The following is a 14,498-nucleotide window of genomic DNA, read 5'->3' on the forward strand; positions in this document are numbered from 1 at the left end:
AGCATTTTTATAGCGAATTGAAAAAAGTTTAAACCACTTCGATAAAAAAGATTAAATTTTGAATAAGAAGAAGATATTAATTGTTGATGACGAACCTAATATTGTAATGTCTTTAGAATACACATTTAAGAAGAATGATTTTGAAGTTTTTATTGCCAGGGATGGAGGCGAAGCTATCGAAATATTAAAATCACAGATTCCCGATGTAGTTCTGTTGGATATTATGATGCCAAACGTAGATGGATATCAAACCTTAAAATACATAAGATCAAATGTTGATACAAAGGATATTAAAGTGGTGTTTTTAACTGCAAAAAATAAAACTTCGGATATTCAAAAAGGAGTATCAATGGGTGTAGATAAGTATTTGACAAAACCATTTTCAATAAAAAAAATTATGGCAGAGATCAATGAGCTTATTGCTCAAAAATAACTGAATCAATCTTGGTATTTAAACAAGATGCAGCTATTTTTAAGTTGTTTACGCCTTAATAATAGTTACTTGTCGATAATTTTTTGACGATGACATGTTTTAAAAGAATTTAATAGACCAAAATTAGAAAATCACAGATCATGGAAATAAAAGACACACTTCAGCTTAGTTCTTTTGCTGAGTATAAAGAAGCATATCAGGAAAGTATTAATAATCCCGAAAAATTTTGGGATGCTATAGCCGAAAAATTTTATTGGCATAAACGATGGGATAAAACATTAGAGTGGGATTTTACAAAACCTGAAGTAAAATGGTTTGAAGGTGGTAAATTAAATATTACAGAAAACTGCCTGGATAGACATTTAGAGAAATTTGGTAATAAAACGGCTATTATTTGGGAGCCTAATGACCCAACTGAAGAATCACGTCATATTACCTATAAACAACTTCATGTAAAAGTTTGCCATTTTGCGAATGTTTTAAAAAATAATGGTATTAAAAAAGGAGATCGGGTTTGTTTGTATATGCCAATGATCCCCGAATTAGCAATAGCAATGCTGGCTTGTGCACGAATTGGAGCAATACATTCTATTGTTTTTGCAGGATTTTCAAGTACTGCTATAGCTAGCCGTATTAATGATTCGGAATGTAAAATGTTGATCACGGCAAACGAGGTGTATAGAGGTGCAAAACCTGTAAAATTAAAAGAGATGTGTGATGAGGCCTTAAAAACTACACCATCTATAGAAACGGTTATTGTGTATAGAAGAACGGTTGAGCCAACACCAATGAAAGAAGGTAGAGATAAGTTTTGGTTTGATGAATTGCAAAAAGTAGAAAAAGAATGCCCGGCAGAAGTGATGGATGCAGAAGATATGTTGTTTATATTATATACATCTGGTTCTACTGGTAAGCCAAAAGGAATGGTACATACAATAGGAGGATATATGGTGTATACTACCTATACCTTTGCAAATGTGTTTCAATGTGATCATTTTGCTCCTACGGGACAAGATATACATGCCAAAAAACAAGATGATGTCTATTGGTGTACGGCAGATATTGGTTGGATTACTGGACATTCGTATATAATTTATGGTCCATTGGCTGCAGGAGCAACAACTGTAATGTTTGAGGGAGTACCTAGTTATCCCGATTATGGCCGTTTCTGGGAGATTTGTGATAAACTTAATGTAACCCATTTTTATACAGCACCAACTGCAATTAGAGCACTAGCAAAACAACCATTAGAATTAGTTGATAAACATAACCTTTCTTCTATTAAAGTTCTTGGGTCTGTAGGAGAACCAATAAATGAAGAAGCATGGCACTGGTATAATGATAATATAGGAAAAGGAAATTCACCTGTAGTTGATACTTGGTGGCAAACAGAAACAGGAGGGGTGATGATTTCTCCATTAGCCGGGATTACACCAACACGACCGACATTTGCGACATTACCTTTACCAGGTATTCAACCCGTTTTGATGGATGCAGAAGGAAAAGAAATAGAATTTAAATCAAAAAGCTCAGAAGGAAGATTAGCTATAAAATTTCCTTGGCCATCTATAGCAAGAACAATTTATGGAGATCACCAACGATATAAGGATGTATATTTTTCTACATATGAGAATATGTATTTCACTGGGGATGGAGCATATAGAGATGCAACAGGCAATTATAGAATCACAGGTAGAGTAGATGATGTAGTCATTGTTTCTGGGCATAATTTGGGAACCGCTCCTATAGAAAATGCGATCAATGAACATTTGGCCGTTGCAGAATCTGCAATTGTTGGTTTTCCTCATGATGTAAAAGGAACAGCTTTATATGCATATGTTACTCTATATAATGATCAGGTAGCTGATGAGGCATTGATAAAAGAGATTAGAGAACAAGTATCTAATACTATTGGGCCAATAGCAAAACCAGATAAAGTTCAGTTTGTAAGTGGGTTGCCAAAAACAAGAAGTGGTAAGATTATGAGAAGGATTTTACGCAAAATAGCATCAAAGGATACTTCTAATCTGGGAGATACATCTACGCTGTTAAATCCGGACGTGGTTCAGGAGATAATGGAAAATGTAGTGTAATCGATAATACCGTACCCTGAGCGCAGTCGAAGGGTACGTACAACACAAACGCTACGTCACAACTTGTCCCGAACTTTCCTCGGGATCGAGTGCGTGAGGAACGAGCGTGTATCGAGATGCATTTAAAAACGATAGTATAATGAGTACTCAAAGAGTTCCCAACAAGGGGGTAACCCCTTGTCGACATGGGGTCAAATGTATCAAAAGGTAGTTCGAGCCGATACTTTAATGCTTCGAGTGGATACAATAGAGCTTCGAAGCCATAGATTCACCTTTCGAAGCGATAGATTACGGACTAAAAGCGATAGCATAAGGGTTTTTTGCGATACATCGATAGGTGGCGATCCAAAAAAAGGTAGTTCGAACTACCTTTTTAATCCTTCGAAGTACCTTGGTACCTCTTTGAGCTACCCTATGTGGTAGTTCGAACTATGATTTTAATACGTTGATGTATCTTGATGATCCTTATAAGCACCTCGATAGCGCTTCGAGTTATGCTTCTGTATCGGTTTCTTTAGCAGCCCCTCCGTTTTTCTTAAAAAGCACTTTCATATCCTCATATACAGGCTTGGCACCCGGTTCGTTTTCACCAGCCAGATACCGCATCATACGATAAAAACTTAATGCATTAGAGTAGTTATCATGATCTAGTAAGGTTTTGGTGTCTATTAATTGTTGCGCCAGATATTCTAACTGCTGCACATGAGATTCTATCTGTTTACGAGTGGTGTAATCACGATTAAACTCTTCTTTATCCAAAAAATTAGGAATCCAGGTGGGATGTTGCTCCATATAGTTTTTGGCTTTGTCTACAATAAGTTTGTTTTGATTGGCGATTCGCCCATACTGTGTTCGCTGCTCGGGGGTAAGATTTACTGTTTTACCCAACAATACCTCTTTTATGGTGTCTATCCCCTGGGTTAATTTGTTTAATTCCTCTTCTGTAAATGTTACACTAATTAGATTTTCTAATGCCATTCTTAATATATTTATATAGTTAATAAATTTTTATGACACAAGAATATAGGATGTCAGTTTCATTTTTCGGGACTGAGATTTTTTTAAGAAAGATTTAGCTATCTTTTTGATTTTGTTAGGATTATGCGCCTATGTCGTATCCTGAGGTGTTATACTGAGCCCTTCGGTAAACTCAGGACAGGCCTGTCGAAGTACTCTCGAAGGGTTCGGTATGAGTACCAAAAACAGGCATGTTTCCCTCATATTGAGTATAGCCATTACAAAACCTGATTTATTATAAAACATATAGTTCCTACTCATAGTAACAAAATATAAAAAGCTATACTACAATAGTATAGCTTTTTAATTTGCTCTATATCTGATTTCTATCCCACTCATATCGCCACTAGCGAGGCACTATTGGGAGCAGGGGTTATCGGGTAAAACACCTCACATCTCTTCATGAAAAACCGCCATAAATATGACGGTTTTTTGATCGTAGATTCTTTTAATTTAGAATTAAAGACTAAATATAAATTTAGAATTCTTGTTTAGCATAATATGGTATGAAGTATGCTGTACTTTCGCTTCCTTTTCGGAAATACAAAAATGAAAAAATCTTATTTTTTTTCAATAAAACATAAGTCACTATTTCACCCTCTACGCTAACAACAAAAATGTTTTTTCTTTCTTTTTTTTCAAAAATCCATAAATCTTTAATAGAACAGTCGTTATAATGATCTATTTTAAAAGCGACACCTTTTTTGAGTAGGTGTTTTTTTGTGGTTTTTAAATAGGTTATATAACTTTTAAACATTTCTATAGCTTCATCTTCTGATTTAATCTTTGAACCCTTATATCTGTATTCTTTAGATATTTGCTCTAAAGGTTCTTCCTTTATAAAAATATCTTCAAAGAATGATTTTACAAACTCACGTTTTTCTGTTTTCTGATTCTGACAATAAGAAAGTAAGCTACAGACTAAAAAAAATGGTAGAATAAATCTTAATTTACTGTTTTTTTTCATAATATAATTTTTGTGGTTAACAATCTCCTTTCTTCTCCGGAGCATTACCTCCTGTTTTATCAATAGTTATAGTTGAAGTAGAGTTCATTGCTCTTATATCTTCACCTAAATCGGCAGGGTTTCTTCCTTTAAATTTGATAGGAAAGACTCCATATTCACCAACTGTTCGGGGTAGGTTAAGTCCAGCTTTCCTTGCTATCTGAATACCAAAATCTGAACAATTATAATCGTTTAAGCTATATGTATCTGGAAAATTATTTATATCATTAATTATTCTTTTTAATTGATCTGATGTTACTTCAGTACTTATACTAACATGATATTTTGATTTACTATTATCATGGATTTCTCCATCTTGATCTGTAAACAAAGTTGCATGAGGATTGTCTGGATAAAAGCCTAAGTAACGAGAGATATTCCCTTGTTCGATACCAATAAATGTATGACCAATGTTTGCTGTTATTTCTCTAGATCCTGCAATATTTTGTTCTACGAAAATAGTTATTTTTGCTGGCATTGTTATGTCAAAACATTTAGTTTCTTTTTTAGGATTAACTTTAGGGGTATTTGCCACATCCACATAAAAGATTTCGTTTCTGCTAACTAAATATTCAAAAACTTCATTTAAAGTAGTTACAGATTGTTGTGCGATAAGAATGTCAATAGCCTGCCTCAAAAACTCTTTTGCTTCCTCAGAATTATTATTAAGTGAAAAAGAATTTATTTCATTGAAGTTTAAAGAATGCCCAACCAACCAATCTGTTTGTGCCTGATTAAGTTGTAGATCTTTTGCTAAATCACGAACTCTTAGCAAATGCTCAAATTGTGGTAGATCGTTTGCTTCATGTGCTAATATAGCATCGATCTCAATAGGATTTCCTAGAAAAGAAGGGAAACGAATATTATTATCCCACAACATAGTTCCTCTAAACTCATTAAAATCTACGCCTAAGGTATATCGACCAAGATTTGCATATTCATACGTTCTAAAATGAAAGAGATCGAATGCCTGTTGCCCTGTAAATGCTGTGGACATATCATGATCATTATCTTTTAAAACCTCTAACATAAAATTCCCTATATACGCTTTATTTCTATCAGGCAATTGTGCCATTGAAGACAACAAATTACCTAAACCATTAAATTGACGCGAATTACCAGAATTATGATTTTCCATGTGGAATAATCTATTTTTATTTTGCTCATCTTGAAAATTGATAGAGAATAATTGTCCAGTAGCTAAACTATAATCATATTGATTGTGTGGAAATGGCGTATTGTTAGCGTATGATTTAAATATATCTTGAGTTAATTTTAGCCCATTGGCATTATACTGTTGATTTTCTAAATAGCTTTTAGTAGCCTTTTTCACTCCTTGATTTACTGAATTCTTTAAAAAAGAAGCTGCACTAGTACCTAATGAATTCACAGCATAATTAAACAATCCAACATCATCTGGGATTTCATTAAACACTGTGGGATTAAAATTTTCCATGGGTTGTCCCAGATCTGCTGTCTCTACTAATTGCGGTGTATAGTCATGATCTTCTAAAACAAAAATGTTGTTAGGGTTGCCAAAAGGTTTGTATGGAATCTCATTTAGATGTTGATTATTAATCCATACCATATATCGAGTCATAAATCGTATTGCATCTTCGTAACCTAAGCTATTATAATGATTAATATATCTATTTGCTAAGCCTTCTGATATTCTTCCTTCCAAATGATATCTTTTAATTTTGCTCTGGCTTTTCTCAAAGTTTAATAGGGCAGAGCGTTGTCGACTTCTTATGTTATGCTGCTCATATAATAAACTGTTTATACTAGCATCTGACATGTTTCTTAGATACTGTCCTTCATATTTCAGATCTCCATAAGGAATATTAGTTCCTGTACCTGTTCTTTTTCTTATATCTAATACTGCATAATTAAGAGAAGAACTTTCAAACTTCGTATCATCAAAATTAAATTTATTTTTCAAATAGTCATTTGCTCTACCAATATAGCCATCTGCCATACGATTAGTTTCTACTTCTTTAATATACTCCTTTTGGATATTCTGAAAATTATAATCAGGAGACAAGCCAGTTGGACTATGATATTGCGCATAATAATTTATACCAGTAATTGCAGCAGCTAATAAAAGTTCTTGCTCGTATAACCATTTTTCTTTTTCGGTATTTACAGCAGCTATTTCATTGTTAAATATGCGGAGTTCAACAGGGACTAAACATAAACAACTTCTCTCAGTACTACTATTTTTCTCTTCACAATCAATACAGCTTTTTGTACCATCGTCTGAGTATTGCACAATCTGTGTATATGTGGTGTTTGATACTAAGTATACCATACCGAGTATCAATAATTTATATATAGTTTTCATGTGTTTTATAGTTTTACAACAGTTTTAGAATAAGGAGCTCCGTTTATGGTCATTTGTATCACATAGGTGCCACTGGGCAGTGTAGCACTATCAACCGTAATGGTTTGTGTGCCTTTTGTAGTATTTTTTTGACTGGGCAAGCTTATTCTTTGCTGTCCAAAAAAATCATATATCGCTACCTGTACCTCGGCGGCCTGATCTAGTGTGTAGGTGATGTTAAACTCATTACCAATAGGGTTGGGTGAGATGGTTGCAAAATTTTTATCGAGTGACACAGGGCTTGTTGCTTTTAGAGCCGTATCTGCAATAGAGACTGTTGCAGGTGCCGGGGTTTCTGGATATAAAACCATACGTATAGGAGTATGTACTTTCTCGTTTAATTCTAAAATTTCTGTAGTTCGTGATGGTTTTATTATTAATGCCTGTTTACCATTTATTGTCTCTTCTTTAAAAAACAATTCGCTAATACCATAGCTAAGTGTATTTTTATCAGGGTGGTCTTGTAATATATTTTTTACCGGTGGGAGTTTAAGTGGCTGCAATTGATTAAAGGTCATATAAAATGCATTCGTACTGCTAATCTTTTTAAGCTTATTATCATGAATCTTTGTTTCTCCATTCATAGTAAGTTCGAGCCTCACATCTTTATAACTACCATGATCTTCTCGTATGGCAATCGATAAGGTAACAGGTATACGCTGCTTTACGCCAGCGGCAGTCCAATCAAACTCGATAAAATGCCCTTTAAAAATGGTGTTCCCACTCCCGATAACAGTCACAGGTTTGTAGTTGGTGTCATAGTTCTCTATAATTGCCAAACGTTCCTCTGCCGAGATCGGTATCCAATCGTTATTTTGGTTTTGTAAGTGTTGCTTTAACGTTTTACTATTAAAAATAGCATTGTCGGTTAACATCTGTAGTGCCTTTGCTTTGTCTTTGGGTACACCATAACCATAATACTGCATGATTGCCAGCCAGTGCTTTGCCATAGGGTGGTTACTGTTCTCAAAATGTGCTTTGGCTTTATTGACTAAAGTGGTATTGGTAAAATCCTCTTTCGTCACTAGATTTTTCAGATTAAGATATCCTAATACATAGTTGGCAATATCCTTTTTATGATCAAGAGTTAGTAACTTCTCAAAGTCCTTGGATATAGTTGAATAACGAATATGGTATTTCTCCTTATATACATCTGTTAATAGATTAATCCCATGAGTAAGCATGGCAGGGGGGTATTGATAATACGCTGCCCTAGAAATGTGCAAAGAGGAAAGTTCTGTTCTCTTACCAAAAAGAGTAGTATAATCTCCTTTTTTTAGATGAAGCAGCCCTTTGGCATAGGCCGATGATGGGTTTGTCCTGCCATAAGAGGCTTCGGCACAAGGGGTGATATATTCGATCATTTCATCGATCAATGCTGGCGGATAGTTTTTAAAATCATTTTTAAATTTTAAGATAACTTCTGCTTTTTGAGCGCAGGTAAGTCCTGTTGGTTCTTGTGCATAACTTTGATGCACAGATAGTAAGGCAAGGCATAGCAAGCCCCATACAAATGATGTGTTCATTTTTTTTAATTTAAATTAGTGATGTATTGACTAGTATTCGTGCGTATCAATGCAGAATAGTAAGGTTCAATTCAGGCAATAGTCAAGTAAGGGGACAAGTCCCATTATTCTTTTTTATCGAGAAGTTAAAAGGCTGGTGTAGTGTCTAGAATACTAATCTTTTGTAAACTTCTATAAATTTTGGATTCTAATTTTAGTGAAGTTGGTGCTTCTGTATTTTCATAAGTTGGTATTGTATTAGGTTATTAAAATTGATATTCTCTATGCAATAGTAAAGCATGCCAGTTTCATTTTTCGGAACTGGGAATTCTTGCACTGTTAATGTTATGTGAAAAAAATATAATGAAAGCATAAATAAGTATTCATTACTGGCAGGTTATGGTAAAAGGGGCATGATGGTTTGGGGAAACATCATAAAAAAACAATACTCTTAAAAAAATGAACTTTTTATTCATCATAATCTTGATCATAAAGTTCGTCATATTCAATTGGATTAACCCCCAGAGGATAAGATTTAAAATTTCCCGTATCCTGAGCGTAGTCGATGGGTAGTGTCGAAGAGCATGCCACGACTTGTCATCCCAGCGTAGGCTGGGATCTTAAAATCACTCTTTTTACAAATAGTATGATAGTTCCTTTGCTAGTACCCATTTGTAACAGATGCGGTTAGAACTTGGCGGGTACAAGTAAGTAATTTTATATGGTGTTATTATACTGGCCATTTATTCACTTTTAGAGATCTCAAAAGCGTTAGAAGTTTGGTTGGCGGAGTTGGTGAGGTTTTAAGCGTTTTTTGTCTTTCATCAAAGTCTCTCTAACTTCGAAATAAAGACCTTGAAAATCTCTCTTCAATAAATCAAGGAACAAAAAAAGCCTCGAAAGAGAGTCTTATATGAGGTTATTTTCTTTAAAATTATGGGCTTGTGCAACGGTTACCGGTGTTGGCAAACGTATTTATTCAAGTTTATATCCTTGTTCTTTTAACGCTTCGAAATCTTCATCAGTTTGCACTAGTGATTTTAGAAAATCTAACGTTTTTATTTTCGTTTTCTCATTTCCCATATCTTTTCTAACTTCAATTACTAAATCAGCTAATGCCATAAGATTCTCTTTAGTATCTGCTGCCTTTTCCCAAAAAAAGAAAGATTGTAGAACTCCATCACTTCCAAATATAATAAGCTCTTTTTTAATATCAATCATTTTATCTATGAGCTTCTGTGCATTTGTATTTTGTCCTTTTTTTACTTGTTTAAGAATGTCAAAGAAAACTGTTAATAGTCTAATATAGACATCATATTTTCTTTCCGATAATTGTTTTTCAACTTGTAATCGTTTTTCTTTTTCGTGTTTATATAACCAACCAATTCCACCAAGAATTAGTAGAAGCATTGGAATTATTGATTGGATTAATATTTGATTCATAATTGCTTAAAATTCGATTTTTGTTGAGTTCTCTTATATGTTTGCCAACGGTCTTCTTATATAAAACGTAGCGTGTAAAAAGACTCTAACTTTTCGGATTAACACAGACCCGAATTTTTATATTTTGTTTTCTCTTTTCTATTTTAAAAGCCAAATTTAAAAATTTGATGGCCTTTGTAAATAAACACAGACCTTCCAATTTAGCACTTGCCAGCTATGTTTTAGGACACGGTATTATGTGCCGTTTTTATTCCAGCACTTTGTCTATTACTAACTGTAAATCATTTGTTTCTACCACCACCACGGAAGAAGCAATCCATTCCGCTTGTGTCATTTCTTCAAACACTGAAAAGTTGTTTTTTGCTTTAAAGTTAATAGTTGATGGTTCAAGAATATGTGTTTTGATTTCTTCTTTAATGTCAGAATAATCGGTAATTTGAAATTCTTCAGGAAGTGCATAATCATCTCCAAGTATTCTTTGGATTGCATCTCTTGAGTAGTAATTTTCAATTTCTCTTTTTCTTAAAATCATAACTTCTCCACCTAATTCTTCTACTTTGGCAATGAGTTGTGCTTTATTAGCTAATTTTGCATCATAATCAACTGCTCCTCGGTCAGAATCCAAAACAACAATAAATCGTCTATTTATTTTCCTGCATAAATGTGCATTGACAAAAAAATCCACTTGGTCGCCACCACAAGGAATAAATAATATGTCAGTTGGCAGTTCTCCATTAATCTTTTCAAATGCTATTTTCCAAAATTTAGCGTCTCCGCTACCTTCTACAAATACTGCTTTTCTATAGTTATCGTTCAGCAGATTGTAATTTGGCCTAATACCTAGTTCTTGTATTACTACATCTAATATTTCATCTTCATTTTCGTAATTGTAATATGTAGATAATTCATTCTCTTTTTTGACAACTACTATATTTGAATCTCTTGTTGAGCCTGCAAATACAGGTGAATGTGTAGTTAAAAAGAATTGACTGTCATCTGCAAGTTCAATAATTGAAGTCAATAAATCTTGTTGTAATTCGGGATGTAAGAATGTTTCTGGTTCCTCAATTCCAAAAATTTGATGCTGTTTAGTTGTTTTTTGTGCGAGATATTCAAAGTAAGCTACCATCAAAAGTCTTTTGAAGCCAGTACCTTTATTTGAAATTGGAATATCGTAATTGTCTGAACTAAACTTTAATGACAAATCAAATTTCACAAGGTTTCCCCAATTACAAACAGGCGAAGTATTGATTTTTTCAAGTTCAGGAACGTTTTTTTGCATTAATGTTGTAATAGCAGAAAATTCGGTTTCTAAATCTGTTTGCACATTGTTTTCTATTTGGTCTGTCAGAACAGCGTTGTTTCTTAACGATTCGGTTGCAATAGGTTTAAATTGACTTTGGAATGATGTAGAACTTACATTTAAATCTTGTTCTGCATCAAACAAAGAATAAACAGGTAGTTCAATAAAGCTGTATTGCTTTTTTAGGTTTTTGAGAAAATCAGATGCATCGTGTTCCTTTTCTACTCTTCCTAATTCGGCAGTATTATCGTTTATTAATTCTATTTTTGATAGGTTGGTCACACCACGACCAGAGCGAGAATAGTCTAACTCTAATGCAGCACAATAAGAGTTAATTCCTGATTCTTTAATTCCCCAACAATTTGAATAATCATCACTGTTCAAATCGTTGCAGATATAAGTTAATGTTTTAACTACTTTTCCAGAAGTATTAAATTCAAATGTTTTCTTTAGTTGAATTTTACTATCAGAGTCCAGGGCTAAAGCATTGATTTCTTCGTTAGGTGTAAACCTTAAAGTTATTTCAGTTTTTTCTCCTTCTTGTATTCCTTTAAAAACGTCATTGGCAACAAACTTTTCGTTAAAAAATGTGTTCAGAGCTTTTAAAATGTTTGATTTTCCAGAATCGTTTTTACCAACGAATGAATTTATTTCTCCGACTTTCAGATTTTGAAGGTCTGCTATTCCTCGAAAGTTTTTGATTGTAATATCAAATATTTTCATTTAGTCCTGATGTTTTTTCAAATGTTTTTTCAAATGGCACATAACAATGATATATGCACCTGTATATATACACCCGTTTATACTAATTTATTCATATCAACAAACATTCATTTCATCATGAAAACTAATACTTGCCAACCTTTCTTATATTTTAATCCCCTAAAACTACTACTACCTTTTTTATTACGGTTACGGGAAACCACAGGGTAGGGGAGAAAGTTTTACGTATGCAACAGAGGTTTGAGGTCTTAGGTTTTAGGTATGAGGTGTGGATTGGGATAAACCAAAAGCAATAAAAAATCCCATTCGTTTTCTCAAATGGGATATATAGTAGTGTAAGATTAAAATCTATTCAAAATAACTAAAAGACTCTCCTGCATTTATAGAAAGTAAACTTTCGTAAATCAATTCTATAACATTTTCTACATCACTTCTGTGTACCATTTCTACAGTAGTGTGCATATAACGCAACGGTAAAGAAATTAGAGCAGAAGCAACACCACCATTACTGTATGCAAATGCATCAGTATCTGTTCCTGTCGCTCTGCTAGATGCCATACGCTGAAAAGGAATCTTTTTCTTTTCTGCAGTATCAATCAATACTTCTCTTAATCTGTTTTGTATTGCAGGAGCATAAGAAATTACCGGGCCATCACCAATTTTGGTTTCTCCCTGCGTTTTCTTTTCGATCATTGGGGTAGTGGTATCATGGCAAACATCAGTCACGATAGCTACATTGGGTTTAATGGTGTGTGTGATCATCTCAGCACCTCTAAGACCAATTTCTTCCTGTACAGAATTAGTGATGTATAAACCAAAAGGTAATTTCTTTTTGTTTTCTTTCAGTAAACGAGCTACTTCAGCAATCATAAAACCTCCCATTCGGTTGTCAAGAGCACGACAAACAAACTTATCTTTATTCAGAATAAAAAATTCATCAGGATAGGTAATCACACAACCCACATGTACTCCAAGTTTTAATACTTCTTCTTTGGTGTTGCACCCTACATCAATACATATGTTTTCTAGAGTAGGGGCTTGTTCTTTTGCACCTTTTCTAGTGTGAATAGCTGGCCATCCAAAAACACCTTTTACAATACCTTTTTTGGTATGGATATTTACCCGTTTCGAAGTTGCAATCTGGTGATCGCTACCTCCATTTCTAATCACATAAATTAGCCCATTATCCGTAATATAATTTACATACCAGGAAATCTCATCGGCATGCCCTTCGATGACAACCTTATATTTTGCTTTTGGATTAATTACACCAACTGCAGTGCCATACGTATCCGTTATAAATTCATCTACGTAAGGTTTTAAGTAGTTCATCCAGATTTTTTGCCCTTCCCATTCATATCCTGTAGGAGCTGGATTATTTAGGTATTTTTCAAGAAAAGTCAGAGACTTTTTATTTAGAATGCTCTTTTTTGCCATGGTATTATTTCATTTTATTGCGAAAATAACAATATTCACATTCATTTTACAGTTTACAATTGGTTAATTGTTAATTTTGGAACAATTTTAGAAAGTCTCATAATCTATTATGATAAAACATTCGGCATATATTCTTTTGGTAATGCTAACTTCTTTGGTTAATGCCCAAAAAAGAGATCAAAAACCTGTGGATACCTCTAAGGTAGATACTACGGGTTATGTGCAGTACTATATTATTGAAGGAGATACAATTCCTCATGAAGCTATTGATCTCGATGAAGTGATTATTTTGGGGAGATTAAATTTTAAAGACAAGCTAGCGAGAAGAAGATATCTTATCCTGAGACGTAAGACAAGAAAAGTGTATCCCTATGCGAAGTTAGCTGCAGATAGGTTAATAGCTCTTAATGAACGATTAGAAAATATTGATTCCAAGAGAAAAAAGAAGCGCTATATAAAAATGTTGCAGAAGTACATGGAAGAGGAGTTTACTAAAGAATTAAAAAAACTTACTCGTACAGAAGGTCAAATACTGGTCAAATTGATTTATCGACAAACAGGCAAAACAATGTTCGAATTGGTAAAAGAATATAGAAGTGGATGGAGAGCCTTTTGGTATAACAATACAGCTAAACTTTTTAGTATTTCTTTAAAAGAGATATACGATCCTATAAATGTAGAAGAAGATTATTGGATAGAGGACATATTACAGCGAAGTTTTCAGTCAAATATCTTAAAAGAACAGAAAACAGCTTTAGATTTTAGTTTTTATGACCTAAGAAACAAATGGTCTGATGTGACTAAAACTACTACGTCGAAAAATTAATTTTTGGGTATTCCCCGTAAAAAGAAGGGGCCGGGCTGTACGTTATATCTTTTGTTATGTAAGGAAATGAAGTTTTCTTAGAGATGTAGATCATAATTGTATTTTTTTTTAACCACATAGAATAAACAAAAGGATGCCACTTCCATCCCTAATACAAAACAATACATCAGGTATCGAAACATGGAAAAAGTACGAAAAATCCATCTCTATTTTGATTAAATTTCTTATCTTCGCTTTCTATCTTTTTTAAAATCAGCACGTTTCTTATTTTCTGCAAAAAAATATACCAAAAGATGTTGTTAGGAAGGAAAAGGTTTTTATATTTGCAT

General features: G+C 33.6%; 10 protein-coding genes. 3 read left to right on the plus strand and 7 right to left on the minus strand.

Features of this window, described 5'->3' with window-relative positions:
- Positions 1–58: 58 nt before the first annotated feature.
- Together DG435_RS11475 and acs are read left to right on the plus strand one after the other, a co-directional pair.
- Positions 59–433 (plus strand): response regulator transcription factor, encoded by a 375-nt coding sequence (locus tag DG435_RS11475; protein WP_255409738.1) that lies wholly within the window; start codon positions 59–61, stop codon positions 431–433.
- Between the two features lie 140 nt (positions 434–573).
- The gene (acs, locus tag DG435_RS11480; RefSeq protein WP_106793536.1) at positions 574–2,526 is read left to right on the plus strand and encodes an acetate--CoA ligase; all 1,953 of its coding nucleotides are present in this window, start codon (positions 574–576) and stop codon (positions 2,524–2,526) included.
- A 492-nt stretch (positions 2,527–3,018) separates the two neighbouring features.
- Here acs and DG435_RS11485 read toward each other — a convergent pair whose 3' ends face one another.
- From DG435_RS11485 to DG435_RS11515, 7 genes are all read right to left on the minus strand, one after another.
- Positions 3,019–3,504, minus strand: coding sequence for a hypothetical protein (locus tag DG435_RS11485; RefSeq protein WP_106793537.1), 486 nt, complete (start codon positions 3,502–3,504; stop codon positions 3,019–3,021).
- Between the two features lie 517 nt (positions 3,505–4,021).
- Positions 4,022–4,510 carry a hypothetical protein gene (locus tag DG435_RS11490; RefSeq protein ID WP_106793538.1) on the minus strand — a complete coding sequence of 163 codons (489 nt, stop codon included), beginning with the start codon at positions 4,508–4,510 and terminating at the stop codon, positions 4,022–4,024.
- Between the two features lie 16 nt (positions 4,511–4,526).
- Positions 4,527–6,893 carry a hypothetical protein gene (locus DG435_RS11495; RefSeq protein ID WP_106793539.1) on the minus strand — a complete coding sequence of 789 codons (2,367 nt, stop codon included), beginning with the start codon at positions 6,891–6,893 and terminating at the stop codon, positions 4,527–4,529.
- A 5-nt stretch (positions 6,894–6,898) separates the two neighbouring features.
- The gene (locus tag DG435_RS11500; protein ID WP_106793540.1) at positions 6,899–8,458 is read right to left on the minus strand and encodes a T9SS type A sorting domain-containing protein; all 1,560 of its coding nucleotides are present in this window, start codon (positions 8,456–8,458) and stop codon (positions 6,899–6,901) included.
- A 954-nt stretch (positions 8,459–9,412) separates the two neighbouring features.
- Positions 9,413–9,880: a hypothetical protein gene (locus DG435_RS11505; protein ID WP_106793541.1), complete on the minus strand. Its 468-nt coding sequence runs from the start codon at positions 9,878–9,880 to the stop codon at positions 9,413–9,415.
- Between the two features lie 247 nt (positions 9,881–10,127).
- Complete coding sequence (locus DG435_RS11510; protein ID WP_106793542.1) at positions 10,128–11,906, minus strand: ATP-dependent endonuclease; 1,779 nt, start codon at positions 11,904–11,906, stop codon at positions 10,128–10,130.
- A gap of 348 nt (positions 11,907–12,254) precedes the next feature.
- Positions 12,255–13,343, minus strand: a complete 1,089-nt coding sequence (locus DG435_RS11515) for a M42 family metallopeptidase (RefSeq protein ID WP_106793543.1) — start codon at positions 13,341–13,343, stop codon at positions 12,255–12,257.
- A 109-nt stretch (positions 13,344–13,452) separates the two neighbouring features.
- Between DG435_RS11515 and DG435_RS11520 the strand changes: the two genes are divergently transcribed.
- Positions 13,453–14,169 (plus strand): DUF4294 domain-containing protein, encoded by a 717-nt coding sequence (locus DG435_RS11520; RefSeq protein ID WP_369871959.1) that lies wholly within the window; start codon positions 13,453–13,455, stop codon positions 14,167–14,169.
- Positions 14,170–14,498: the final 329 nt, after the last annotated feature.

It is taken from the genome of Aquimarina sp. Aq78 (genome assembly GCF_900299525.1).
Lineage (GTDB): Bacteria > Bacteroidota > Bacteroidia > Flavobacteriales > Flavobacteriaceae > Aquimarina.